Below are 25,812 nucleotides of genomic sequence, written 5' to 3'. Positions count from 1 at the left end.
CGTCACCCTTTCTTCAATCGTTGTCGTACTCGGCGGAGGAGCGGCTCTTCCTGCCGCGCATTCCAATAGAAGAAGAACGAGACAGGTGTGGCGAGTAACAAAAGGGTCATGCCGGCGAAGTAGACGAGACGTAAGACGGCATTCACCTGTACGTCACTTTCAGAGGACATGTACAGTTGTGTCACGCCATTCAATGCGACTTCACCGCGCTGTGCCCCTTCACTGGTCGAAAGCTCGAATAACGGAGATGGGGAGTCGTTTAACGTGAAGCGGCCGAGTGAATCTTCGTGAGAGACCGTCCGTTTCATGACACTTCGCGTCACATCAAGAGATTCGGCGTCTGTTGTAGTGAGTAGCGGACGTTCTGTCACTTCCTCGACGGTCACTTGGTCGGTCAGGAGAAGGTGGTCGTAGCGGACGACGTTCAAGTTCTTCATCTCCAGTCGTCCTGCATTTTCAACATTTCCACGTGCCCAAATATGAAGCTGCATCGAGTCGGTTCCCTTCGGTGGGATCAAAATCTGTTCGTAGTGGTTCCATGTCGATTTACGATACTCTTCCACTTCGCTGATGAAGTCGGTCCCGATCACGCGACGTTCCTCGTCAAGATAGTACATCTTCACATGGCGATTTCGAATCTGTTCGCTCCTTGCGTCAAAAGCGACCAAATATTCTCGGTCGGGGAGTGCTTCGATTTGATCCGACGCGAAGATATACCAGTCACAGGAACAGGTCGATTCGTAAGATGCGATAAACGTGTCATCTTCTACCGTGGACTCGAACATATCGTCTGTAATGGATACACAAGTCGCGCACGTCGCGGCAGCTTCAGGTGTCGCGAGTGGTTCAGTCACGACAATCTCATTCGGGTCGAACTTCCGTAAATCCTCCAACTCGATTCGTGACGGCACGTTACTGTCTACGGTCAATTCGAGCGTGTATGATCCCGGCTCCATCTCGAATGTATTCGGTGTCCACCGTTTCAATGTCGGATGGACATCTTCGAGTGATTGAAGTTGGTATGGAAAATCGCGACGCAAGGAGTCATACGTGACCGTCTGTGTACCGATATCCGTTTTCACATCAGGCAGTCGCTGCATCGCCGTGACGCCAATCGTCTCTTCTTGGACAACTTCTTCGTCCTGCAGGAGGCGTAAGCGAATCGTCCCATCTGTCGAAACAGGAGGTGTCAAGTTGATGTGGAAACGGTAATCACCAGGCTCTGCCACATCGATTGTACGAGACAACGTACCGGATGTGAGTGAGACGCCTTTCCCGAAACTGAGAGACGGGTAGTTGCGCTCAGACTGGATCGTCCCGCTATAATCGAAATCTTGTTCACCTTCGAGAACCATGAAGGTGTTCGTGGGTTCTAATACCTTTTGGAGTGACTGTTGTAACGTCTTCCATTCTTCCTCTGGTAAGAAGACGATGTTTTGAATGGCATTGAAACCGACCGTATTCTCGACAGTGATGGTCGTTTCACTCGTATCAACATCGTGTATTCCGAGCGGTACCCACTCGAGCCGTGCCCCCGTTTGTCGGGTCGTTTCGACGTTTTGCTCGTCATCATTGATCGTAACGTCAAGCTGTCCGCCACTTTGATTCATCAAGACACGCGCGAATCCGATGTAGCGGTCCGGAGGTGTCTCTTTCGTGATGGAGAACGTGTTCGGTACCATGTGTGACTCGAAACTCTCGATTTGAACATCGTGAATCCACCAATATGTCTTCCGTTCTGGTTTTTGATAACTTAGTAAGTCGATGCGCATCGTCTCGGCAGCCCGTGGCGTCACGTATTCCCCACGAAGGTGAATCCCGTCTAAATTCCCGGAATCTCTCGGGGCGACGACGTAAGTCTGGTCGATTTCTTCCCCGGATGCATCGAAAAAGCGGACTTTCACGTGCAAGCGGTCGACCCCTCGACCCGATGCGACGATATCGAACCGATAGGCGTTATTCGGGAGTGCCGGTAAGAGACCGGACTTCGCGACTTGCCAAATGTAGTTCGGGTCTCCTTTGGCGACTTCCGCTTGAAGAAGGGGCAAGTCGTTCGTTGAAGACAACGGGTTAGGTGACAGATCGACGATGTCCGGGTTATCGGCTTTGAAGAACGTTTCATCCTCAAGCATCGAATTGAACGATGCGACTTGTTTCGTCGACAAATCATCGAGCTCGTAAGGGGGGGCATCGATTCGGGCAGAAGCGAAGGAAAGTCCGACACCGTCTCCGAAATCAAGATCGAATGCAGGATCTTTCACACCTTGCGTTTGTTGATACCAACGCCAGTCACTGTTCGCGAAAAGGGTCTTGCCCCATGTGAGGAACGGGTTGGCGGAATCGATTGCCTCAAACGGCTTCCAGTAATAGTCATCGGGGACCTGACTGAGCAGCATGTCTTTTTGTTCGATCATCTCAATCGCATCACCTGAACGAATCCAATCAAAATCGTCACTATGTCGCTGTGTCGTGAATAAAATGGATTGCTTCCCTTGCTCATATTCAGGAATCGTTCCATATGTGATGGAACGGTCGATTCCGTAAGGCGTTACGATAAGCTGTGGGACGGTTCGATCGGTGAGCGGTGCGACGACATCGAATAAAGTGAATAGACCGACTTGCTTCGTCCGCAGTAAATCACGTTGCGAGTCAAGGACCTCTAAGTTGAACTGCTGTCGCTCTTCCATCCCTAAATATTCATCCCGATATGCGAACTGGTCGACACCGAACACTTTAATCAAGTTACTCGCCTCGTCTGAACGTCCTGTATCGAGCAAGTATTGTAAGAGTGAAAACAGATAACGAATCGCAGGCGTCGACCCTTCATGATGGAACACTGTATTTTCAAGCGAACTGTACACGTGGAAGTCCCCGGTCGGTTTGACCGTCTCGCCGAGTGCGGGATTTTCGTTCCATCTCGGTGTCGCCACCCCGGTAATCGGCTGGGTCATCTCATCGGCAACGGGGAACTGTAGCCACTTCCCATCGATTTCTTGTTGTACGGTCGCGTATTCTTCAGGAACGTCGACCGGTTTATAAAAACCCTCCATATACACGGTGCGATACGGATAAATAAAGAGCGTCAACGCGACAAAACTACCGATAAAAAGGATACCGCGATAAAGCGGACGTGGTATCGCTTTAGATTGTCTGGCATCAACAATCCCGATACCGAGAGAGAGCAGCAAGCTGTAACTGACAATCAATAGGCCGACGAGCTTATTCGGGTCGCGGAACATCGGACCAATCAACGGTGTGTACGTGACGAGCGCGACGAACGCCGTCGCGACCCATTCATACGTTCCAGTCGCAAAGATGATCAAACCGATGCCGAGTAAGCCGAAGAACAGGTGAATCGGTCGTTTGTAGCTTCCGAGAAGACCGATTCCGATGAAGAAGAGCAAGATTCCACCGGCCACCCAAAACGTCAGTGGAAGTGTATGCAAGTCAAACATCGGCCACCAATAACTGATGGTATACAACACGTTCTCAATCGACGAGTTTCGACTGAACAGCATCAACGTCTCGGTGACGTTAATATTATGTTGGGATGCCTGCGCCCCGAACAGGATAGAACCGACATACATAAAGAACCAGTAGCCGTTGAACAAGATGAACACGAACCCGACCGCTGTGATCAGGCGGACGTAATAGAAGAAATACGATTTGAACAATAGCGTCTTCCGTTCGGTCCAAAGCGTTTTGAGCACGATCAGTCCGAGCATGATGCCCATATAAATGGCTGAGAAGAAAAAGTAATGGATTCCGGCAGACATGAACATGAACACAACGGACAACCCGATGGCATCAATCCAGATTCTCGGTGAGAGTCGTTTGTTAAACGAAAAGTCTGGATCCAACTGACGTCGGAATTTCGGGTCGAACAAGTTAAAGAAGAGTAGAAGTGCGAACGGGAACAGCGCATAGCCGCACAGGAGATAAATATGTTGAATGCGTGTGATGATCCACGGGTTCAACGCGTAAAAGAGCCCGGCAAGCGTGAATGTCATGAGTGTCATCAACTGAAAGTGTTTCGTGATATAAATCGAATGAAGTCGTTTGACGAGCGCATACATGCTGAGTGCCGAAACGATGAGCAACGTCAAGATGAATGATTTGATTAAGAATGGTCCAGATGCACCGAACAATAAACTTAATCCATACAGTGGTGCGATGAAGACGAGTCGAGGCACATTCAACAATGTTGTCGTGCTCCATCGTTCATTCCAGGCACCAAAAATCTCTTCGATATAACGGTCGGACGATAGACCGAATGCGATATCACTAAAGACGACCATCCCCGACGAAAAGAGTGGGTACGCATAGGCGAGGATACATGACAACATAATCGTCAAGGCGATGAGGTCGTAACGGTACGTATGCAGACCGTTTCGTAGTGTAGATAAGATGCGTTGCAAATCCGATCTGCCTCCTTTCATCACGTATGTCATCTATTTCGCCAAACGTCGAACTATCCCTGTCTAATCAAAAAAGAGACAGCCGATTCCGGCTATCTCTTTACGACATGGGGCGAAGCAGTGCACGAACGGGGCTTCCGTCACCTTCGACGATTGGGAGCGGGACGGCATTTAAGTCATAATCCCCCGGCAAAATATCGTCTAGGACGAGCCCTTCTAATATATGGACACCATTTCGTGCTAACGCATGATGAGCACCCATCTCTTTACTGTCAATCGCATCAACGGACGGCAAGTCGAGCCCGATCAAGAAAATCCCAAGTTCTCCGAGACGATCGGCAAGAGACGGCGTCAGTTCAGGAATTGTCTCTGGGAAGACGCTCTTATCTGGCCAACCATCCGTCTTCAAAATGAGGCGTTCGACCCCGGTCAAGTCATGAGCGTCCAAATCAGATGCTTCAATTTTTGTCTTATGTGGCATATGAATGACACGGGCTGGACCGATATAAAGGGAAGGGTCGAGGTCGATGACGCGCTTCCCGTGGTCGTCAAAGTGAAACGGGGCATCGATATGCGTCCCGACATGTAAACTCATCGTCACTTTCCCGACATTCACTGAACCGCTCTGTGCCATCGGCCAAGCGATCTCGTACGAAAACTTCGTGTCTCCCGGCCATGTCGTCACATCGGCATGAAGCGGTTGGGATACATCAATCCATGTCATTTCGTTCAGCTCCTCTTATAATGATGTTCGGACCGTCCAAAGCTCTGGGAAGAAACGATGATCGAGCACGCGGCGCAAATAGTTCACGCCAGACGAGCCGCCTGTTCCCATCTTCTGTCCGATGATGCGTTCTACGGTACTCATATGGTTGAAGCGCCACATCTGTTGCTGGCTTCCGATATCGAGTAGCTTTTCACCGAGCTCATACAAATCCCAATACGTGTCGACGTCGCGATAGACCTCGACCCATGCCTTCTCGACACTCTCGTTCCATTCCCAGTCCTGCGTGACATCTCGTTCGAGCACGCTCGCATCAATCGGAAGACCACGGCGATGCATCTCACGGACGGTCACGTCATAAATGCTAGGTGCTTGAAGCGACCCTTCGAGCAGTGGATATAGTTTTTCATCATGCGCATAGACGCTGAGCGTCCGTGCGTTTTTGAAGCCGAGCGCGAATTCAATCTGTCGGTTTTGGTAAGACTGAAAACCAGATGAAGAGCCGAGTTGGTCTCGGAACTCTAAATACTCGGCCGGTGTCAACGTAGCGAGGACGCCCCACGACTGGATGAGTTGTTGCTGAATCTTTGAGACGCGAGCGAGCATCTTGAATGAGCGCTCGAGTTCCCCGTTCGTGATGGCCGTCGTGGCTGCCGTCAATTCATGCAAGATGAGCTTCATCCACAACTCGCTCGTCTGATGGATGATGATAAAGAGCATCTCATCGTGATGGTCGGAAAGGCGATGCTGGCTCGATAAAATCGGGTCGAGCTGGAGATAGTCCCCGTACGACATATCTTTAGAGAAGTCGGTTTGAATCGTTTTTTCCACTTTATGTTCCATACGTTCACTCATGACAATTCCCCCTTATGCGACCACTTCGCGGACGTTCTCGAACGCCTCATATTCTTTGTCATCCATGATTTTCTTCAACGTCACAATCACGTCATACACGTCGGTAAACGTGTTATACAATGCGACCGGTGCGAGACGGATGATGTTCGGTGCCCGGAAGTCAGGGATGATGTGATGTTTTTTCAATGCTTTACAGATGCGTGCCGCCTCAGGGTGCTCGAGGCTCAAGTGGGCACCGCGTTGACGTGTGTCTGTCGGGCTTCCGATGAAGAACCCGTGTGGTGCAAGCATGTCTTCAATCAACTCCATCATATATGTCGTGAGCGTGAGTGATTTTTGACGAATCGCTTCCATCCCGACCTCGTTAAACATCTCGAGGGCACCAAGCTGCGGAGCGAGGCTCATGACATGTGGCGTCCCGATTTGGAAAGCACCGGCATGTTCAGCCGGTGTCATCGTATGGTCCATATCGAACTGTTTGTCTTTGCGTGAACCGAACCATCCAGCGAGTCCTGGTGTCGTGCCGAAGTGACGTTCATGTACGAATAAGCCGCCGACCGTTCCCGGACCACCGTTCAAATGTTTATAGTTGCACCAGTAAGCGAAGTCGACACCCCAGTCGTGGAAGTCGTGAGGGATGGCACCGACGGAATGACAAGCATCAAATCCGATTAAAATACCACGCTCGTGCGCCGCTTTCGTCAGGCGCGGCATGTCTAAAATCTGACCGCTCCGATAGAGGACAGTCGGCAATACGATCAGGGCAATCTCGTCGGTCATCGCAGCAATCAAGTCGTTTTCTACTAAGAAGCGCCCATCCGGACTGCCTACTTGAACGAGGTGCTCCGAAGGGTCGAGTCCGCGCAGTTCGAGCTGACTTTTCAAAGCGTAAATGTCAGACGGAAATGTGAGGGCATCTGCCAAAATTTTCGTGCGTTTTCCTTCTGGTTTAAAGAACGAAGCAACGAGTTGATGCAAGTTCACCGTCGTCGAGCCGGTGACCATCACTTCTTCTGGCTTTCCACCGATGAGCGGCGCATTCAGTGCGGCCAACTCTTCGGACAAGTTGAACCAAGGATGACGACCGGACATCCAGCCGTCAATCCCGAGCTCTTTCCAGTCCGCAAGTGATTCAAGGAGCGTGCGCTCGGCTCGTTTCGATAAGAGACCGAGTGAATTCCCATCCATATAAATCCCGTCTCCCGGTAAATAAAATTCTTCCCGATAAGATGCGAGCGGGTCTTGTTTGTCTAGTTGTTGTGCGTAAGCACGTGTGAAATCGTTCATATCCCCATTTCCCCCTTCATGCTGTGTACGTTGTCAAAATCGTAGCAATCGGTCATGAGGAAGTCAACAAACAACGAGGTGTCGGCGAGTCAAACTAAAAAACGCTCAAGCGTAATCTTGAGCGTTTAGGAGTGTAGCTTATTTTATTTTTCGAACATTCTCTTGTCGGAGTAACTTGAATAGTGTGAAGACCATCAACAAAAGGATGATGGTAAACGGCAAGGCGGAAATCAACGATGCGGTTTGAAGTCCTTCTAAGCCGCTCGCGATCAACAGGACGGCGGCGATTCCTCCTAACAGAACACCCCAGGCGATTCGAACGGGGAGGGGAGGATTCAAGCTTCCGTTTGTCGTCATACTACTGATGATATAGGTAGCAGAATCGGCCGACGTGATCAAGAACGTCAAAATCAAGAGAATCGACAAGACGGACAGGATGAAGCTGAACGGCAGCTCGGCAAACGTCACAAACAACGCGCTCGTCACGTCCGCATTGACGGCTTCGGCGATGGAAGTTCCTTCGAACAAATCTAAATGGAGGGCAGTGCCGCCAAACACGGCAATCCATAAGAGTGCGATGAACGGAGGAACGATGAGGACCCCGACGATGAACTCACGAATGGTGCGTCCTCGTGAGACACGTGCGACGAATGCTCCGACGAACGGTGACCAAGCGATGGCCCACGCCCAATAAAAGATCGTCCAATCTCGGACCCACGTCCCTTGCTGATACGGTTGTAGACGCAGACTATAGCGAATGAAATTTTGTAAGTAGTCACCTAAGCCAAGGGTGAGGGTCTCTAGGATGAAGATGGTTGGACCGGCAAAGAAGACAAACACCATCAACACGAGTGCGGTCCCTAAATTAATATTACTCAACCACTTGATGCCGCGATCGAGCCCTGTCGTCGTCGATGTTAAAAAGAGGGCTGTCAAGACGACGATGATGGCGACTTGCATCCAAGCGGTGTTCGGGAGCCCGAATACACTGTTCAGTCCGCCATTGATTTGAAGAACACCTAAACCAAGTGACGTCGCGACACCCATGACAGTGGCGATGACCGCTAAAATATCAATCGTCTGGTTCAACGGTTGTTTGTACGGTCGCTCTTTTATAAGCGGTGAAAGGCTAGTCGAGATGAGTCCGTCCGCATTACGACGGAACTGGAAGTAGGCGATGATCAGTCCGACAATCGCAAAAACAGACCACTGACTGACACCCCAATGGAAGAACGAATAGGCCATCGCAAGACGTGCTCCCTCAACCGTCAGTGGCTCCGTATCCGCGTACGGTGGCGTGAAGAAATGACTCATCGGCTCGGCAACACCCCAAAAGACGAGTCCGACACCGAATCCGGCGGAGAATAACATGCCGATCCAAGTGAAGAACGGATATTGAGGGCGATCGTCATCTTTCCCGAGACGAATTTTTCCGTATTTACTAAACGCTAAAAAGACTAAAAAGAGCACAAACAAGAACACGGAAAGTAAATAGAACCAACCGAACGAGCGAGTCGTAAAGTTAAAAATGGATCCTGCGATTGAAGCGAATGTCGTTGGTGCAATCGCTCCGAATAGAACGAGTAAGGCGATCAAACTTGCTGAAATGTAAAAGACGCGATTCAAACGTGGCTTTTGTGTAGAATCTTTCATAGATGTCTCCTTTCAAAAAATATTATGTAGGACTAATAAACGATTCCCTAATCTTCACGTTGCAAACAGGAAGCGCGTTTTATCGTGTTTTGTATAGTTGAATCGGGAAAAGAACCAAAGAGGAGGAAATGCTATGAAATTGATTGCGATTGATTTAGACGGGACGCTGTTATCGCGCACGGGTGTGATTACAGAGGCGAACCAGGAAGCGATTCGTCGTCGACAAGAAAATGATGATATCGTCGCCATTTGTTCAGGACGTTCGATTCATGATATCGAAGAACTGTTGAAGCGAAGTGACCTCGTCTGTCCGATTTTGTCAGGTAACGGAGCAATCGGCTTTTATGAGAACGAGCGAATTTACTATCATGCGATGGACCAGACAATTGTAAATGAACTATGGGAAATCGCAAAAGCGGACGATGCGTACGTCGAATTTTATACGAATGCGGGAGTGAAGGTGCTTCGTTCGGGAAGCGATTTATTAAAGCGGGAACTCGATGAAGTGTTGCCGCACGATCAATCATTTAGTCGGGAATGGGCAGAACGTGAGATTGAAATTCAAAATGAACAGTTTGGTCTGACGTACATGGACTCGATGGAAGACATCGACTTTGAACGAGATGAAGTGTACAAGGTGTTTGTCTACTCGTTCGATCGCCGAAAACTACACCGCTTGCGCAAAGTTTATGAACCACGGAACGACATTTTGATCACGACAGCGGGTTGGACGAAAATTGAGATTGGACATCCTCATGCAAGTAAAGGAGCGGCGCTAAAACAGCTAGCGGAGCATTATCAGATTGCCATGCATGATGTCGTTGCCATCGGAGACAATTTGAATGATGTATCGATGTTTGAAGTAGCAGAGACAAGGATTGCGATGGGAAATGCCGTGGATTCGCTAAAAGATTTGAGCACACATATTACCAAAGATGTGGAAGAGGACGGGGTCGCTTACGCGTTGGCGCATTATGTATAAATTGGATTATGGAGAAATCGTGAACGAGGATTGAATCTCGCTTAAAACGGATATTGTATACATGTAACCATTCACTTTCTGAAATGAGTCGGGGAACGGGGAGGCACTTTCGTCACCTGTAGCTGATCGCAGAAAGCGGATGGGAAAGTCCATGTGAGCGTGAATCGTGTATTCCAAACGATGATGCGTCGGCCTCTGCTTGCCATACGATCAAGCATACCAGACAGACTGTTTGTATAAGGAATTCCACATGATCCGCGCCAGAAGTGGACAGTATAGGTGCCAAGTCTATCGTGCCCATTCAATCAAAATGTCTACGAGTCACCTGTTCGATTTCATTTTATGTAATGAAAAACGATTGGTGAACCAATGGACGATGAACTGATTCGAATGATGCGTCACGTTGGCTTGGACATCTCTAGTCGAACCAAATCACAGATGGGACGGTCAATCGAGCGGAGCTTGGTTGGATGAAAGTCCGGGGACTAGAGAATCAAGAAAAGCGCCGGGTGAGGGCGCTTTTCTTGTGGTATCCTATTGAGTGAATGCAACCGATGGAGGGATCATATGCCAAAGCTATATTGGTTTGGGACGTTCTTGAGTGGAATGATTCTTTTGACCACGGGAACGATGGAAGGTCTTTATCGCATATTCCCGATTGGGTTGATGGCCATCGCGGTCATCGGCTATCTCATACAGACTCGATTTGAGCAAAAGAAGCGACGCCCTTGATTGGGTGCCGCTTCTTTTTATAAAGATTCGAGTAAACGTGTCATCACGTCATCGATTTCTTCTTGCAGTGCATCAACTTGTTGTTGTAGCGCCATCAATTCATCAAGGTCATCCAATTCATTCATCCGTTGGAGCAGTGCCTGATGCTCTGCTTCTAATCGGGTCAGGTGAGCTTCTTCATCAATCGTAGATGGAGTAGATTTCGTCTGCTTCACCGATTTCGATGGTTTAACGTGTTCCGTTATAGGTTCATCTTTCGATTCCTGTCCACGTTTGTCGAGGGCATAGGCGACGTTGCCTTCAAACCGCGTCATCGTCCTGTCAAGCCAATACGTGATGGGGAACAATTTATTTAAGAAGTAGCGGTCATGGGAGACGGTAACGACCGTTCCAGGGAAACGTTCGAGCGCTTCTTCAAGTGCCTCTCTCGATTCGATATCAAGGTGGTTTGTCGGCTCGTCTAAGACGAGGACATTGATTTCTTCATGGACGAGGATTGCAAGCATGAGGCGCATCTTCTCACCGCCGCTTAAATTCGAGACAGGTTTGAACACACTCGGTCCGTAGAACAAAAACTGAGCAAGGAGGTGTCTCGCTTTTCCTTCATCGACCGCGATTCGGTCTCGGAATGCTTCAATTAATCGATGCGACTCATCAAACGTGATGTGTTGCGATAAATAACCGATTTTGGCTTGGTCGGCTCGCCTCACAGTTCCGGCTTGCGGTACGACTTGATCGAGCAATATCTTCAACAGCGAAGACTTCCCGCTCCCGTTCGGTCCGACGATGGCGACGCGTTCCCCGTGCCCCGTGTAAAAATGCACGTCTTCAAATAGAGGACGATCATAGGCGAGTGTCACGTCACTCACTTCGAAGACGTCGCGCCCGGTCCGTCCGTTCGTTGTGAAGTGGATGTTCGGTTGGTCGGCTTCGAGTTGTGGTTTCTTGATCCGCTCGATTCGTTCGAGAGCCTTTTCCATCGATTTAGCGCGACGATAGAACTTTTCATTCGGTGGATTGCCTTCGTTGGCCCATTGCCGTAACTGCCGAATCGTTTCTTTCATCTTTTTAATCTTCTTTTGTTGCTCGGTATAGGCATGGAACTGATCGAGCAATTGTTTTTCTTTTTGGGCGACGAAATCGGTATAGTTTCCGGGATAACTCGTCAATTCGCCGTCTTCACACTCGACGATTCGCGTGGCGACCGCATCCAAGAAGACACGGTCGTGGGACACAATCAGGAGCGCTGAATCGTAATCCTGTAAATAGGATTCGAGCCACGTCATCGCTTCTAAATCCAGATGGTTCGTTGGTTCATCCAAAATGAGTAGGTCTGGCTCTTGAAGAAGCGCCAAGGCGAGGCCTATTTTTGTACGTTCCCCGCCGCTCAACGTATCGAACGGTTGGTCCACGAATGAGGTCAGCTTCAACCCGTCAATCATCGCATTGATTTTTGACTCGTAGACGTAGCCGCCCGCATGTTCGAATTGCGCTTGGGTCGTCCCGTATGTTTCGAGAAGACGTTCGAGCTGTTCGGTCGTCGCCATCTCTTCCTCGAGGCGAGACATCTTATCGCGAAGGCGAAGGACTTCCTCGAAAGCGGTCTGGAGGACATCGCGTCCACTGTTTCCTGGATAGTCAGGAAGCTGAACCAAATAGCCGATAGAGAGTCGCTGCCGACGGTAAATCGTTCCGGCGTCATGCTCTTCAGAGCCGACGATCATGCGTAGTAGTGTCGTTTTACCGCTGCCGTTCCGACCGACGAGGCCGACTCGTTCGCGTTCATTGATCATTAAATTCGCATCTGTGAGAACGGCGTGACCACCGTATTGTTTTTGAATGTGTTGTAAATCGATTAACATAATAGGTTCCTCCTGAGATCAGGGCCTATCAAAAAACCGAGCGCAAAGAAGCGCTCGGTTTAGAGAGAGAGGCGCTTTGTCGTATATTCAGCAATGTCTAAAAAAGGACAGACGGGTCCCTTGATTAAGCGACATCGTGAAAAATCGCACGCAAAATGTACAAATGTTCAGTTGTCCAATGCGTACGTCCGACAAATTTCACCTTTCTCCCTCCTTTCATTCATCTATGTCTTGATTGTAAGCGTTTTTCTTGAGACTGACAATGAAAATAAAGGAAATGGACACAAGGACGTCGTATATAGTCGCCATTGAGGAGGCGAGAGCATGAGGAAAGAATGGCTAGGAGCACTCAGTTTGACACTTGCGGCGAGTATATGGGGCGGGATGTATGTGGTCAGTAAGTATGCGCTCGCTTATATTGAACCGTTCACGTTTGTCTGGCTACGATATGCTGTTGCATTTATGGTCCTATTCGTTGTCTGGCTTCGGTTTGGACGGGAGCGGATTCGACGGACAGATTGGAAATGGATTGGACTCGTCGGTGTCATCGGGTACGTCGCTTCGATTTCGTTTCAATTTATCGGGACGAAGCTATCGGATGCGCATACCGGATCGCTCGTGACCGCAGCGACGCCGGCGTTCATGGTCTTATTCGCTCGAATCCTATTGAAGGAGAGATTAACTCCAGTCAAAGTAGGTGCGCTCGGACTGGCGACGGTGGGTGTTCTCATTGTGGTCGGTTGGGAAGGGGAAGGGACGTATCGTTTAGGTAGTTTTATACTCGTATTAGCCGCCGTGACGTGGGCGCTCATGTCCATCTACGTGAAAATCGGGACACAGACCTTATCGACGTTGACACTGACGACGTTTGCGATTGGAGTCGCCTGGTTGTTGATGACTCCTTTGATGAGTATGGAGGTCATGCAAAACCAAAACGGCTTTCCGGAATTGAATGGTGTCCTTTGGCTCAGTGTCCTGTATATCGGTGTCGTGTCGACGGCAGGGGCGTTCTTCTTTTGGAACAAAGGACTTGAGTTGATGGATGCTAGTGTCGGGTCACTCTTTTTCTTCTTCCAGCCTTTGGTCGGAGGGACGCTCGGGTGGCTCGTCTTGAATGAGACGCTCCATCTGAATTTCTTTATCGGTGCCGGTTGTATCATGACAGCCGTGACGTGGTCGACGCTCGCAGAACGGCGACAACAACTGCCCATTTCAGAACGCAATCTTTGACGACAAAGCGGTCGCCCTCATGTTTAGAGGGCGACCGCTTTTATTAAAATCCATGATGATCGAGCTTGTCTTGTTCGCGTTTCATTTCAAGTTCAAGACGTTGAATGGCGAGTTTCTCTTCTTCGATTTTCAGGCGACGTTCTTCGACACGAGCTTCTCTCGTTTTGATAATCGTATTGGCACCGACCGACGAAACGACGATTACCATGACCATAACGTAGAAAAAGAAATCCATGTGTTTCCCTCCTTTACTCGAAACATTTTGTGACAAGTCGCTGTGTCTCAAGCGCAACACGACCGTCTGTTTGAATGGGTGTATCATCGATGAGCGCTGAAATGAAGTGGTCAATCGCCTCTTGGAAACCACGTTGGGTGAGTGTCGGGTCCCACGATCCGAACGTCTCCATTCCATGTCGTCCATCTTTGAAGCGATGTAGCGTGACCATCTCGTCAACGGATAGTCGTTCTCCGTCACGGACGATGGAGACGTGCTCATGGTTCGCCCCGGCCGAGCGATGCATCGATGTCGTATGCATTCCGTGCTCGTCTTGCCATACATGACGGGCGAAGCGAAGTTCTTGTTTGTCATTGACCTCGAGTTGACCTGAGACGAGTCGAAGCTCATTTCCGGCGAGGAAGCGTAACGTATCAACGACATGCAGATAATCATCGAGTAGGATGAACATCGCATCCTGTGGACCGACACCGTTCTCCCGGTGTTTCACCACATCGATCATATGTGAGGGCGATTCTTGTTGGAGACGTCTATACATCGGGGCAAAGCGTCGATTGAACCCGACCATCAATTTGCGACCGAGTCGCTCGGCTAGTTCGACGAGTTGTTCCGCCTCATCCAATGTTGCAGCGAGGGGTTTATCCACGTAAATGTCGACCCCGCGTTCTAGTAAATACGAGACAACGTCATAATGGGTTTCAGTCGAACTATGTACGAATGCCGCATCGACCGATGAGGCGAGGTTCTCTAACGTGTCGAACGAGGTCATCCGATACGTTTGGCAAATCTTTTCTCGCTTCGATGTATTCGGAGAAAATGCACCGACAATGTCAATTAGGGGGTGGTTCGCGAGAATCGGTAAATACGCTTTTTGGGCGATGTTTCCGAGTCCGACAATCCCGATTTTAGGTTTTTGCATCCCATTCACTCCTTTGGTCCATCATAACAAAAAACCGGACGGCAGATGCGTCCGGTTAGGGAATTATAAACTTGCGCTTAAGACCATTTCACCTTGTGGTGTCTCGTTGCCACGATTCGGTTCTTTTGTGACGGCGACTGTATCCCAGTCGACGTCGACTTCATCCGAGTCGAGCGTATAGATGACCGTCCCGTTACCCTTATCGTCTGTGACGAAGGCACCAGTCGGGATTGGGGCATTATCTTTTAACAGCCACACTTGGTACACTTCATTGTCATCGAGTGAGCCTAAGCCGTTCGTTTGAACAATCAATTGTGTTGTACCATCCTGTTCTGCGAGATAAGCAGTCCCTTCGGATTCACCTTCAAGTGGAATGGTTTCAGTCAACGCGATGCCAGGTGAATCGGATTGATTGGTAAGCAGATACCCGTTTCCGATCAAAGAGAGCAGGAGCGCCGCCGCGAGCGCAACCATTCCCCAAACAGGTACGTTTCGTTCTCGTTTCTGTTTGAAAGGTGTGACGGGTGGAGCGGATTCGGATGTCACGGGCGATGTGACGGGTTCGTTGTCTTCTTCTTCGAATACACGATCGAGGACACGTGCTTTCATGCCTCGGGGTGGTTCAATCGGAGTAGACAAGAACGCGACGCCACCGACAAGTGCTTCGAGTTGCTCGAGCTCTTCTTGACAATCTTTACACGATGCTAAGTGTTGTTCGAATTTCTCTCGTTCATCTTCCGATAGATGTTGGTTGAAATAGTCAATCAATTGGTCGCATGCGTTCATTGTTCTACCTCCTTTCCGATGAATTCATGGGATAACTGTTTCCTCAGTTGCTTCAGCGCCAGTCGAATCCTTCCTTTCACTGTACCAAGCGGGATACCACATGCATCAGCAATCTTTTGCTGACTGAGCCCTTGGAAGTACATGAGTCGGACGACTTGCTGTTGTTCGGCCGGCAGTGTCGCCATGGCCGTCTCGATTTGAGCGCGTTCTTCTTGCCACTCCACTTCCTTTTCAACGGATGGTGAATCAGAAGGAATGGCTTCGGCGTACGATTCGTCTAGTTGTAAATCAGGTTTACGCTTTCGAATCAAGTCGATGGCCACGTGACGGCTCATCGTAAAGAGCCAAGACCTGAACTTGCCTTTCGAATCATCATAGACGCCACCGCCGCGCCACAACTTGATAAAAACTTCTTGCATGGCTTCTTCGGCTAAGTCGCGATCCTTTGTCAGCTGTAAAACAAAAGCATATAGAATTCGTTCATACCGATCATACAATATTTCGAGCGCTTCTTTGTCTTTTTGCCGGACACGCTCATATAACTCTAAATCAGTCATAACATACTCCTTTGCGCAGAAGGGATGTCCCTTGTATTGATCTAACGTACAAAACAGAAAAATGGATGACTATTTTGTGTGACGATTTATTGAACATGTTGTTGTCTGGACTGGAAGCTTTGTATAAATGAACAAGCGTAATTTTTCTGAAAGGATATAGCTAATGACACTTAATCCAATGGATGTCATTAGCATCAATCCGATTGCGATTAAGGAAGAGCTTACTGCCGCCCAAAAGAAATATGAGCGGATGCCAAAAAGAAAAGCAAATACAATGAAACATCCTGTGATCAGGCTACTCATTTGGCAATAGGCTTGAGAGATTCGTTGAATCATAAGATGCCTCCTTTGTTTCATTGTACTATAGGAGAAAGAGAAAACGATAAGGAGACGATAGAATGAGACGATTTACACACGAGGGGCGTACACTCGTTTGTTTTGACTTTGATGAGACCTACTTTCCACATGCGTGTTCTGATGACCAACTAGCCTCCGTCCGTCAACTCGAGGATTTTCTGGAACGACATTCGTCACACGTGTCGACGATGTGGGTGACGGGTAGTTCTCTTGAATCGTTGCACGAGAAAGTAGAGCGAGCGAATCTTCGCTTTTGGCCTCATCGGATTGCTTCGAGTCTCGGCACAGAATTATATCGAATCGAGACGGACGGAACGTTCATTGAGGATAAGGTCTATCAAGAACTATTTCCGAGCGATTTTGTATCACGTGTGGAACGTATTGTGTCACAGACTGACCAGATGCGTATTCAATTAGATGAACAGCCGGGGAATGAGATGAGTCCTTGGATTCGAAGTTACTATGTCCGCGACCAAGTTGGTTCATGGAAAGAAACGCTTCGCATGCTGACAGATTCAGCTGGCATCGCAGTCAATATCAGTCAATGTAATCCGAACGCAGGTGATCCGGCTGATGCATTTGATATCGATTTTTACCCGATCCATGCCGGGAAAGTCTCAAGTATTAAATATGTATGTGCCACTTCTTCTTTTGTACGAGAAGATACATATGCTTTTGGAGACAGCGGGAATGACCTAAACATGTTGGCACATGTGGGGAACGGATACTTGGTGAACAACGCGACCGAACAGGCGAAACGGTTATATTCAAAGGTGACAAAAAAACCTTATGCGGAAGGTATTTTAGAAGTGCTCGAAGCGGATGTTTCTTCGTTCATCTGATAAATGATGTGTTCTAAAGAACGGATCAGGGTTTCACGAACGGTTTCTGTATGAGGTTCAAATTTGAGACGTTGTTGCCAGACACGACAAAATAAATCAGTCAAAGCCGCTTCTGCAGTTGCAGGGCGGTTATTTAAATGAAGTGCGTATCGATAGAGTAAGTTTTCATAACGGGCATATAAGTGTTCTAGGGCTTGTCGATTTTTTAAACGAATTTGATCGATTAGGCGCTCGTCGAGTGTAGGAAGCATATGCAACTCCTTTCGCATGGAGTGAAGGGATCAACGATGAAAGAATCAGGAACTTTACTCAGATAAAGCATCCTTTCTGTTCTTTCACTCATTTGCTCTCATTCAAACCAAGGAATATGAAAAATAGCGGTCGAATATGCAATACCCCTCAACGATTCAAAACGTGTGATAACAATTCGGACACGTCTGCGCATCTCCCGGCGCGCGTTTAAATGACGTTTTGCACTTCGGGCAAGTGACGGTCTCACTCTGTTGATTGAACAGGGTGCCGCGATTGAATAAAATGTTGCGAAGATTTGGTAATGCCAGTGCAGCGAAAATCATCGCACCGAATAAAAAGGCCGCTAAAACGAGTAATAAAACGTAGGTCATCGTCTTCTTTCCTTTCCTGTTGAATTTCTTCCATCATAATCGAAATTTACATATGCGAACAGCTTATCAATAGAAATGAGAACAAATGTTCTGTATACTTATACTAAATAAAAGGAGGGGAAAACAGGATGAGAGAAGAATTGTTACGATGGATGCGTTCGGGTCTGGTCACAGAAATGGTATATGTGGATCGACATGGAGTGTTTTCAAAGCGGCGGGTCAAATTGATGAAAGTGCAGGGAGAACATGTCGTGGCGTGGGATTTGAATAAACGGGCCAGACGAACATTTCGAATCGAACAAGTTCTTGCCTGTCTTCCCATCAACGAACGATTTAGAAAGCGGAAGGTGGAAATTGGATGATTGCCTTACCGAGATTAGCTGCACCAGCCAAAAGAGCTTTGACGTCAAAAGGAGTCGATTCCTTAGATGACTTGGCTCTTTATACGCGTCGCGAAGTAGAGAGTTGGCATGGCATTGGTCCCAATGTCATCCACGTCCTGCAAAACGAGTTAACCAAATATCATCTAGCATTTAAGGAAGAGAAACCTAGTACGTGAATGAAACGTCTAGGTTTTTTTCATGCAGTGATTGCTTTTCATTGAAAACGGGAAGTAATATATTTGTCATCTCAATTGCCGTTAAAATCTAGTAACATGACGATAAGGTTTATACACCTAGCGACACCCATGAGAAAGGACGTACACAGCATGAGAACGAAACGTTTATCCGCCATTTTACAAAATGAGATGGATGACATAAAGCTTGATCCATGGGTGACCGGAGTCGAAACGGATTCCAGAAAGGTCAGTTCAGGGAATGTCTTTATTTGCATTCGTGGCTATACGGTTGACGGGCACAAGTTTGCCGAAGACGCCGTGACCAATGGTGCGAGTGCGGTCATCTCAGAATATCCACTCGATCTCGACGTACCGAATGTGGTTGTTGCCGATACGAAGCAGACAGCAGGAGCGGTTGCGAGTACTTTTTATGATCATCCGTCTCATCGGATGCGTATATATGGTGTGACAGGAACGAATGGAAAAACAACGACAGCGACATTGACATATGATTTATTGCGTCTCTCTGGACTTCGTGCAGGGATTGTCAGTACAATCGGTGCCCGTTTCCACAATCAAACGATTGAGACGGCCAATACGACCCCGGAAGCCGTCGTCTTACATCGTATTTTAGCGGATATGGTCGATGCAGGTGTCACAGACTGTGTACTTGAAGTGTCATCTCATGCATTGATGGAGGGACGTGTGGCCGGAATTCACTTTCATGCGGCCGCATTTACGAATTTGACGCATGATCATTTAGATTACCATCGTTCGATGGATGAATATGCTCGTGCAAAAGCACGATTGTTTGAACAGATAGAAGTGACGAATGGAGACGCAATCGTGTTAAACGCGGAAGACAAGGCGAGCCGAGTCATGTCCGAGTTTGCACCGACACGCCAAACCATTATGTATAGTACATCAGAGCAAATAGAGGCCGACATTCAAGTCATCTGGCGTGAAGATACGGTTCTTGTTCATATGAAAGAATTTAAGCTAGAAGTTCCCGTCCGGTTTATGGGCGCATTCAATGCGTCGAATTTGGCAGCTGCAATCGGACTTGTCTCCACTTCTGATATGGCACTTCGAACGATTGTCTCGAACGTACCGGGACTCACGTTGCCAAAAGGACGTCTCGAACGTCTCGATACAGAAGATGCTGAAATTTTTATTGATTACGCACACACTCCGGACGGTCTAGAGAAATGCTTATCTACGTTACAACAAGACGACCGATCTCTTGTCGTCGTCTTAAGTGCGGCAGGAGACCGTGACCCGACGAAACGTCAAGATATGGGACGAATTGCGAGTCAATATTCAGATGACGTGATTGTCACTGTACATGATGTTCGAATGGAGGATCCGAAACAAATCATTGAAGATTTAGTCAAAGGGATTCAGCCGAACGTGAAGTACGTGACATTTGAAGCGAGAGAAGATGCCCTTCGCCATGCTGCGATGCAGGCATTAAAAGGGAAGAGAGTCGTGGTCGTCGGTAAAGGACACGATCACATCGAGCGAATCGGTCGACGTTCGATTCCCTTCAATGAATCAGATATCTTATTGGAAGAATTGAAAAAACAAAAAGGGCAGGAACCTGCCGTTTAACAAAACGATGACGGTTGTCATCGTTTTTTAATGTGTGAAAAATGATGAGGAAGGTAATACATAATAATGTAGTAGAATTGAAGGAGGAGAATAGACATGTCAGTTTTGTACAAAGAATTTACAAATGATGAAGAAGTCGTAACCGCCGTTCAATCGATGAAATCAAATGGGGTAGATGAGTCCAACATCTATGTCATCACACATGACAATGACAGAAGTAAACGTATTGCGGACAATGCAGATGCGAACACCGTCTCTGCGAGTGATGTTGGCTTGGGGACAGCCGCTAAAAACATGTTCCGTAAAAAAGGGGACGAGCTTCGCGCTGAGTTCCAAGAACTCGGTTTTACGAAAGAAGAGTCGGAACGTTTAGAAGAAAAACTAGACCAAGGAAAAGTGCTCGTCGTTGTGAAAGACGCACCGGCTGGCTTTACCATCTAATTCCACACCATGGAGAATAGAGAGAAAAGAGGCTGAATCGCGAGCGATTCAGCCTCTTTTGATGTGTTTAGCGAAGACGGACAACGGTGCGACCGCTCAATTCGCCACGCATCATCGCTTCGGCGTGACGTGGGACGTCGTGTAGCGGAATCTCGTGGATCATGTCATTCAACACTTTCGTGTCAATGAGTTCCTCAAGGCGTTCCCATGCATTCGTACGGCGTGCCATCGGCTGCATAACCGAGTCGATTCCAATCAGTTTCACCCCACGCAGGATGAACGGATAGACACTCGTCGGCAAGTCGGCGCCGCCGACGAGACCGCATGCGGCGACAGCACCTTCGTATCGGGTTTGGCTCAAGATGTTAGCGAGGGTGTTTCCGCCGACCGAATCAATCGCAGCATCAAAGCGTTGTTTAGCCAGTGGACGAGGAGGTCCTTCTAATTCGCTTCGGTCGATGATGGTCTCGACACCGAGTGAGCGTAAGTATGGTGAATCCGTTTTACCAGTCGAGGCGACGACATGATAGCCGAGACGACGGAGTAACGTAATGGCGAAACTTCCTACGCCACCCGTCGCGCCTGTGACAAGCACTTCTTCCCCAGGTCGAACGCCAGCATGTTCGAGCGCATCAATGGAAAGCATGGCTGTGAGTCCCGGAGTCCCGATTGCGATGGCGTCCCGCATGCTCATCCCTTTCGGTAATTTGACGAGCCAGTTACCTGGCACTTGGGCGTATTGACTGAAGCCGCCGAAATGACGCTCCCCGATTCCGAAACCGGTGGCGATGACTTCGTCCCCAACTTTAATATCCAGATGATCCGATTCGACTACTTTCCCGACAAATTCACATCCTGGAATAAATGGGTAATGGCTTACGATTTTGCCTGATGTCGTCAATCCGAGCGCGTCTTTATAATTCAACGCGGAGTAGTGGACTTCCACTAACACATTTCCGTCTTCTTCTTTCGGAAGGACGTCGGATTTCACTTCTTTCACTTCGGCATGAAGGTGTTCATCATGCTGGTCGAGCACGAGTGCTTGGAATGATTCATTCATGTGCGTAACCTCTTTTCCTATGGATGTTCTCACTCTAACATTCTTTCCCGTGACAAATAAAATATATGCACGAATCTTTAGGGGGAATCGGGTAGAGAGTGGTACAATAAAGGGGATTCAAATTGCGTAAGGAGGAATGTAGTATGCGGCACGATGACTATGAGTTTGATGATGTAGAAGTAGAAGAAGGCGAATTGTTCAACGTATACGATATTCTCCCGCCAGATGGGACAATCCTCGAGATGGCGACCGCTGAAGAAATGGTCCGAGCGGCCGAATTAGAAGCGAAACATCATGCGCTTCAACGGCTCCAAGACTCAAACTTCCAATTAACGGGTGTTTCGTTCAAAGAACTCCTGACAGAATTTGAACAGTATGAGCAAGAATCGATGGAGTTCTGGACAGGGGTTTATAACCGGTTACGCATTCCTTGGGCGTGGACGATTCGCATCGATGTGGCCAATGGTCCAATCCACGTTGTGAACGATCGCGATATCTTTATCGACGAAGAAGACTTTGAAGAATATGATGTCGACGATTTATTAGAAGAATACGAAGAAGATTGAATCAAAAACGTCTTTCCCTCATTCAGATGGGAAAGACGTTTTTTGGTCATGAAGCAAATCGCTGCGGACGCGGGCAAGCTCAGTCGACCCGAAAAAGAGACCGACACTACACAATAGTGCGACGCCACTGACCATTGCCCCGACGACAGCGGTATCTCCAATCATCGTGAACGACATCGTCAAACTAAATAATCCAAATAATAGTAATCCTCCGGCAATCGTCTTCATCATGATTCACCCTTTCACATGTCTATGAGAGTAGTGTAGACGGTTTACCGATAAGAGGGTGATTCTATTTTTGACCAGGTAAATTATTTGATTAAGTCATAAATCGAGTACGTCTTGCCGTTTTCAAGAGGGCGGTCAATCAATTGTTCGACGAATACACGCGCGACCGTCTCGGGAGAGCGGAGTCGGCCCTCTGTTTCGTATGAACGGAATTGTTCGAGGTCAGCGAACGCCTCTTCTGAAGAAGAACGAATCTCCGCCTGCATCGATGTATCCATCACGCCAGGATTAAAGAGTGCCGCTCGATGCGGGGTACCTTCGAGCTCGAGTGCTAGCGTTTCCGTGAAATGGTCGAGTCCTGCTTTCGTGCCGCAATACGCACTCCAACCTGAAATCGGACGTTTGGCCGCGCCAGACGTCACATGAATCAAATCGGTCGGCTTGTTGAAAGCGAGGACCGCGTTCGCCAATAGCATCGGTGCGAGTAGGTTGGCATGGACATGGGCCGTCACTTTCTTCCCATCCAACTGTCCGACACGATGAATCGGTTCGATCCATGCGGCATTTTGAACGAGAAGAATCGAATCGGCATTCTCTAAAAGGGAAGTGATGTCTCGAATGGCCGTTTCGATTCCTGAGACGTCTGAGAGGTCGATGGGTAATTGTTCATATGTGACGTCTTCAGACTGTGAACGTGAGAGACCGATTACGTCATAATCTCGAGCTTGGAGTTCTTGGGCAATGGCACGACCGAGACCGCGTGATGCCCCGGTGACGAGTGCGAGTTTCATATATATTCCTCCTATTCGTGAATCGTTTTCCGAAAGCCGTAAAACGGACGGAATCGTAGTTTTTTGTAATATGTGTGCGAGGCTTGACTCGCTAGCATCTCAAGACGCGTGTCAGGATAGAGCGCATGGACATGTTGAAGAAGTTGTTCACCAAGACCTTGTTTTCGATAGGCGGAAGCGACCAACAATTCACAAACATACAAGCTGACTGTCGTATCGGTCAGTCCCCGTAAGTAGGCGACAATCTCTCCATTATCAGACTCCATGACATACGTGACGTTCGATTGACGCCACGCTTCACGGGTCAGCTCTCCCTGTTCGACGAGTTGAGTCCAACCTTCCTCACGATTGAGCTGCTGGATGTGTTCAAAATCAGATGCGACATATGCAAGGATCTTCATTCGATTCGCTCTCTAATCTGTGCTTCGATTTGCTTCATCACATCAAACGCACCGTCTGATTGATTCGAACAAACGACCGAAATGACCTCAGTTTCCGGGTAGTACCCGGAATGAAAGCTGACGCCCGGGTCATATCCCATCACATGGTACTTATAAATGTCTCCTGAAGAATGATGCTGAATCCAAACCCCGTATCCATAACTGCCACCTCGGTCATTGACCGTCACATGTGGTGTGAGAAGTAGGGACGTGGAGGCGGCGTCAAGAAGTTGATGTGAAAACAAAGCCTCCCAAAAACGAGTCATATCTTGAACGGTCACATAAGCTCCGCCATCTGCTCCGCCTTTGACCGGAATCGCATATTGATTCGTACGCCATGAGCCGTCCGAATGATCGATATAGCCGAGCGCCGTCTTGGCGGGTAAGGCATCGAGCGAGAAATATCCGGAATCGCTCATGTTAGCAGGTTGAAAAATCGACTGTTCGATATAGTCGGTGAAGGGTTGCCCGGTCACTTCTTCGACAATCAACCCTAACAGAATATACCCGGCATTGTTGTAGGAGAATCGGGAACCTGGTTCATTCTTCATCGCTTTTTGTTGAAATAGCGGTAAAAAATCTCGTAGTTGTTGAAGACGATACATCGGAACATCACGCCACAACGCTTCGAAGTCGTCAGAGATGGACTCATCAAAATAGTCAGGGATGCCCGACGTATGCGTTAATAGCTGATGGATTGTAACTTCTGAGGATATGTAGGGCAGGTCGAATGTCTGAAACGAATCCAGTGAAGTTGAAAAAGAGAGTCGACCTCGTTCGACTAACTGACAAATGGCGATTGCTGTGAACAGTTTGCAACCGGAAGCGATTCCGAACCTCGTTGCGACTTCATGTTGAATCTGTTCCGAGCGATTAGCATAGCCAAGGGATTGATGAATGGACGTATCCGGGTTGGTGACGGAATAGACACCAGAGAATGTTTCGTCCAATGTGAGATGCGTGATGTTTTGCAAAAGAACCTCCAAATGTTGAGTCATCAAGTACTTCGACTATATCACGTCTAAATGCACCATCCATAAATTTACTCAATATTCAAAAAAACATTTACCAAATAACAGGAATTGAGACAGGTGTCTGACCTCGAACGTGGTACGATATGTGCGAACAGAGAGGAAGTGTATTCAATGAAGCTATTCTTTTTAGGGATACTCGTTGGATGTTTGATTGCTTTGTGGCTACATAAGCGTCAACGGCCACATCCACAGACGCTTTCGTTCATGCATTTCGGGAACCAAACGAAAGATGTCATCTATATTTTTGAAACGAAACCAACGTGGCGTTTTCGGTATATTAGTCCTTCTTTAGATTTATATCTAGGGGAAGGGACCGTCATACGTAGTTATTCGAATGCGCAGGAATGTTTCCGCAGAATCCATCCGGACGATCGGCGATTGTTGCTAGACAAAGTGTTGGGGCGCGTCGACTATGAAGAAGCAATTCTTCAGCGGTGGCGGACGAATGAAGGGACTTATGTATGGTTCGAAGAGTATACGACCCCGATCTATGAGAACGGTCAGATTGTGGCGGTGCAAGGTGTGATTCGGAACATCGAGGCGGCCATGACAGAGCGTGAGCGTCTTCTGTATGAAAGTCGTCATGACAGTTTGACGGGTGTCTTCAATCGTCGGGCGTTTGAAGAGACAATCGGTCAAGCGGAAGGGATGAGAAACACCGGAATCATCGTACTCGATGTGAATGACTTGAAAGTCATGAACGATCAGAAAGGACACTCTGCCGGTGATGGTTTATTGAAGCGTGTCGGTAACCTCCTTCAAACCATCGAGTCCTCTGTCTATCGGATTGGAGGAGACGAGTTCGTCTTGTTTCTTCAGATGATGTCAGAAGAGGCATGTGAGAAGATGGTTCATGAGATTGAAACGACATGCCGAGAAGAGGAAATCTCAGTGGCCATCGGGTTGGCCTGGGCATCTCATCCAGAATCAATCGAAGTACTCTGGCAAGAAGCAGATGACGCGATGTATGAACAAAAGCAGCAACAAAAAAGAGATCTTCTTGACGTTTAGTTCAAGAAA

27 protein-coding genes are annotated in these 25,812 nt (G+C 48.2%); 10 read left to right on the top strand and 17 right to left on the bottom strand.

Annotation, left to right across the window (positions count from 1 at the left end; all coding sequences use genetic code 11):
• Positions 1–2: 2 nt before the first annotated feature.
• The 5 genes from KNO86_RS07950 to KNO86_RS07930 all read right to left on the bottom strand — a co-directional run bounded on the left by KNO86_RS07950 (position 3) and on the right by KNO86_RS07930 (position 8,937).
• Positions 3–4,418 (bottom strand): glycosyltransferase family protein, encoded by a 4,416-nt coding sequence (locus KNO86_RS07950; RefSeq protein WP_214694906.1) that lies wholly within the window; start codon positions 4,416–4,418, stop codon positions 3–5.
• A 100-nt stretch (positions 4,419–4,518) separates the two neighbouring features.
• Positions 4,519–5,142: an arylformamidase gene (gene kynB, locus KNO86_RS07945; RefSeq protein WP_214694904.1), complete on the bottom strand. Its 624-nt coding sequence runs from the start codon at positions 5,140–5,142 to the stop codon at positions 4,519–4,521.
• Between the two features lie 15 nt (positions 5,143–5,157).
• Positions 5,158–5,997, bottom strand: a complete 840-nt coding sequence (kynA, locus tag KNO86_RS07940) for a tryptophan 2,3-dioxygenase (protein WP_074035540.1) — start codon at positions 5,995–5,997, stop codon at positions 5,158–5,160.
• 12 nt (positions 5,998–6,009) lie between these two features.
• A complete protein-coding gene (gene kynU / locus KNO86_RS07935; RefSeq protein ID WP_214694899.1) occupies positions 6,010–7,284 on the bottom strand; it encodes a kynureninase in 1,275 nt (424 codons plus the stop codon).
• A 138-nt stretch (positions 7,285–7,422) separates the two neighbouring features.
• Complete coding sequence (locus tag KNO86_RS07930) at positions 7,423–8,937, bottom strand: glycine betaine uptake BCCT transporter (RefSeq protein WP_214694897.1); 1,515 nt, start codon at positions 8,935–8,937, stop codon at positions 7,423–7,425.
• A 133-nt stretch (positions 8,938–9,070) separates the two neighbouring features.
• Between KNO86_RS07930 and KNO86_RS07925 the strand changes: the two genes are divergently transcribed.
• Both KNO86_RS07925 and KNO86_RS07920 read left to right on the top strand, forming a co-directional pair.
• Positions 9,071–9,919 (top strand): Cof-type HAD-IIB family hydrolase, encoded by an 849-nt coding sequence (locus tag KNO86_RS07925; RefSeq protein WP_214694895.1) that lies wholly within the window; start codon positions 9,071–9,073, stop codon positions 9,917–9,919.
• A 567-nt stretch (positions 9,920–10,486) separates the two neighbouring features.
• Positions 10,487–10,651: a hypothetical protein gene (locus KNO86_RS07920; RefSeq protein WP_214694894.1), complete on the top strand. Its 165-nt coding sequence runs from the start codon at positions 10,487–10,489 to the stop codon at positions 10,649–10,651.
• Positions 10,652–10,668: 17 nt separating this feature from the next.
• Here the strand turns inward: KNO86_RS07920 and abc-f are convergent, their stop codons facing one another.
• Positions 10,669–12,513 carry a ribosomal protection-like ABC-F family protein gene (abc-f, locus tag KNO86_RS07915; protein WP_214694892.1) on the bottom strand — a complete coding sequence of 615 codons (1,845 nt, stop codon included), beginning with the start codon at positions 12,511–12,513 and terminating at the stop codon, positions 10,669–10,671.
• Positions 12,514–12,837: 324 nt separating this feature from the next.
• On the opposite strand from abc-f, the gene KNO86_RS07910 reads away from it, so the two are divergent.
• Complete coding sequence (locus KNO86_RS07910) at positions 12,838–13,743, top strand: DMT family transporter (protein ID WP_214694890.1); 906 nt, start codon at positions 12,838–12,840, stop codon at positions 13,741–13,743.
• Positions 13,744–13,786: 43 nt separating this feature from the next.
• Here KNO86_RS07910 and KNO86_RS07905 read toward each other — a convergent pair whose 3' ends face one another.
• The 4 genes from KNO86_RS07905 to KNO86_RS07890 form a co-directional block, all read right to left on the bottom strand.
• Entirely contained in the window at positions 13,787–13,978 is a 192-nt protein-coding gene (locus KNO86_RS07905; RefSeq protein ID WP_214694888.1) for a hypothetical protein, read from the bottom strand.
• A gap of 13 nt (positions 13,979–13,991) precedes the next feature.
• Positions 13,992–14,897: a Gfo/Idh/MocA family protein gene (locus KNO86_RS07900; protein ID WP_214694887.1), complete on the bottom strand. Its 906-nt coding sequence runs from the start codon at positions 14,895–14,897 to the stop codon at positions 13,992–13,994.
• 63 nt (positions 14,898–14,960) lie between these two features.
• A complete protein-coding gene (locus tag KNO86_RS07895; RefSeq protein ID WP_214694885.1) occupies positions 14,961–15,683 on the bottom strand; it encodes an anti-sigma factor in 723 nt (240 codons plus the stop codon).
• The gene (locus KNO86_RS07890) at positions 15,680–16,240 is read right to left on the bottom strand and encodes an RNA polymerase sigma factor (RefSeq protein ID WP_214694878.1); all 561 of its coding nucleotides are present in this window, start codon (positions 16,238–16,240) and stop codon (positions 15,680–15,682) included. Before KNO86_RS07890 ends, KNO86_RS07895 begins: the two co-directional genes overlap by 4 nt.
• A 398-nt stretch (positions 16,241–16,638) precedes the next feature.
• Between KNO86_RS07890 and KNO86_RS07885 the strand changes: the two genes are divergently transcribed.
• Positions 16,639–17,439: an HAD family hydrolase gene (locus tag KNO86_RS07885; protein WP_214694876.1), complete on the top strand. Its 801-nt coding sequence runs from the start codon at positions 16,639–16,641 to the stop codon at positions 17,437–17,439.
• Here KNO86_RS07885 and KNO86_RS07880 read toward each other — a convergent pair.
• The gene (locus tag KNO86_RS07880) at positions 17,385–17,690 is read right to left on the bottom strand and encodes an RNA polymerase sigma factor (protein WP_214694874.1); all 306 of its coding nucleotides are present in this window, start codon (positions 17,688–17,690) and stop codon (positions 17,385–17,387) included. The genes KNO86_RS07885 and KNO86_RS07880 overlap by 55 nt on opposite strands.
• 156 nt (positions 17,691–17,846) lie before the next feature.
• Positions 17,847–18,062 (bottom strand): zinc-ribbon domain-containing protein, encoded by a 216-nt coding sequence (locus KNO86_RS07875; RefSeq protein ID WP_214694872.1) that lies wholly within the window; start codon positions 18,060–18,062, stop codon positions 17,847–17,849.
• Positions 18,063–18,190: 128 nt separating this feature from the next.
• On the opposite strand from KNO86_RS07875, the gene KNO86_RS07870 reads away from it, so the two are divergent.
• The 4 genes from KNO86_RS07870 to KNO86_RS07855 all read left to right on the top strand — a co-directional run bounded on the left by KNO86_RS07870 (position 18,191) and on the right by KNO86_RS07855 (position 20,673).
• Positions 18,191–18,424: a hypothetical protein gene (locus tag KNO86_RS07870; protein WP_214694870.1), complete on the top strand. Its 234-nt coding sequence runs from the start codon at positions 18,191–18,193 to the stop codon at positions 18,422–18,424.
• Entirely contained in the window at positions 18,421–18,621 is a 201-nt protein-coding gene (locus tag KNO86_RS07865) for a helix-hairpin-helix domain-containing protein (protein WP_214694869.1), read from the top strand. Before KNO86_RS07870 ends, KNO86_RS07865 begins: the two co-directional genes overlap by 4 nt.
• Before the next feature lie 150 nt (positions 18,622–18,771).
• Entirely contained in the window at positions 18,772–20,232 is a 1,461-nt protein-coding gene (locus KNO86_RS07860) for a UDP-N-acetylmuramoyl-L-alanyl-D-glutamate--2,6-diaminopimelate ligase (RefSeq protein WP_214694867.1), read from the top strand.
• 96 nt (positions 20,233–20,328) lie between these two features.
• Positions 20,329–20,673, top strand: coding sequence for a YflT domain-containing protein (locus tag KNO86_RS07855; RefSeq protein WP_214694865.1), 345 nt, complete (start codon positions 20,329–20,331; stop codon positions 20,671–20,673).
• A gap of 67 nt (positions 20,674–20,740) precedes the next feature.
• On the opposite strand, the gene KNO86_RS07850 is transcribed toward KNO86_RS07855, so the two are convergent.
• Positions 20,741–21,733 carry an MDR family oxidoreductase gene (locus tag KNO86_RS07850; protein ID WP_214694857.1) on the bottom strand — a complete coding sequence of 331 codons (993 nt, stop codon included), beginning with the start codon at positions 21,731–21,733 and terminating at the stop codon, positions 20,741–20,743.
• A 143-nt stretch (positions 21,734–21,876) separates the two neighbouring features.
• On the opposite strand from KNO86_RS07850, the gene KNO86_RS07845 reads away from it, so the two are divergent.
• Positions 21,877–22,299, top strand: a complete 423-nt coding sequence (locus KNO86_RS07845) for a hypothetical protein (protein WP_074035571.1) — start codon at positions 21,877–21,879, stop codon at positions 22,297–22,299.
• Positions 22,300–22,317: 18 nt separating this feature from the next.
• Here KNO86_RS07845 and KNO86_RS07840 read toward each other — a convergent pair whose 3' ends face one another.
• From KNO86_RS07840 to KNO86_RS07825, 4 genes are all read right to left on the bottom strand, one after another.
• Positions 22,318–22,527: a hypothetical protein gene (locus KNO86_RS07840; protein ID WP_074035574.1), complete on the bottom strand. Its 210-nt coding sequence runs from the start codon at positions 22,525–22,527 to the stop codon at positions 22,318–22,320.
• Between the two features lie 83 nt (positions 22,528–22,610).
• The gene (locus KNO86_RS07835; RefSeq protein WP_214694855.1) at positions 22,611–23,318 is read right to left on the bottom strand and encodes an SDR family NAD(P)-dependent oxidoreductase; all 708 of its coding nucleotides are present in this window, start codon (positions 23,316–23,318) and stop codon (positions 22,611–22,613) included.
• Positions 23,319–23,329: 11 nt separating this feature from the next.
• Positions 23,330–23,719: a GNAT family N-acetyltransferase gene (locus KNO86_RS07830; RefSeq protein ID WP_214694853.1), complete on the bottom strand. Its 390-nt coding sequence runs from the start codon at positions 23,717–23,719 to the stop codon at positions 23,330–23,332.
• The gene (locus tag KNO86_RS07825; protein WP_214694851.1) at positions 23,716–24,756 is read right to left on the bottom strand and encodes a serine hydrolase domain-containing protein; all 1,041 of its coding nucleotides are present in this window, start codon (positions 24,754–24,756) and stop codon (positions 23,716–23,718) included. The genes KNO86_RS07830 and KNO86_RS07825 overlap by 4 nt, the downstream gene beginning before the upstream one ends.
• 147 nt (positions 24,757–24,903) lie before the next feature.
• On the opposite strand from KNO86_RS07825, the gene KNO86_RS07820 reads away from it, so the two are divergent.
• Complete coding sequence (locus KNO86_RS07820; RefSeq protein WP_214694849.1) at positions 24,904–25,803, top strand: GGDEF domain-containing protein; 900 nt, start codon at positions 24,904–24,906, stop codon at positions 25,801–25,803.
• Positions 25,804–25,812 lie beyond the last annotated feature (9 nt).

It is taken from the genome of Exiguobacterium sp. s160, from assembly GCF_018617575.1.
GTDB classification, from domain to species: Bacteria; Bacillota; Bacilli; order Exiguobacteriales; family Exiguobacteriaceae; genus Exiguobacterium; species Exiguobacterium aestuarii_A.
This window is presented reverse-complemented; position numbering and strand designations above follow the sequence as displayed.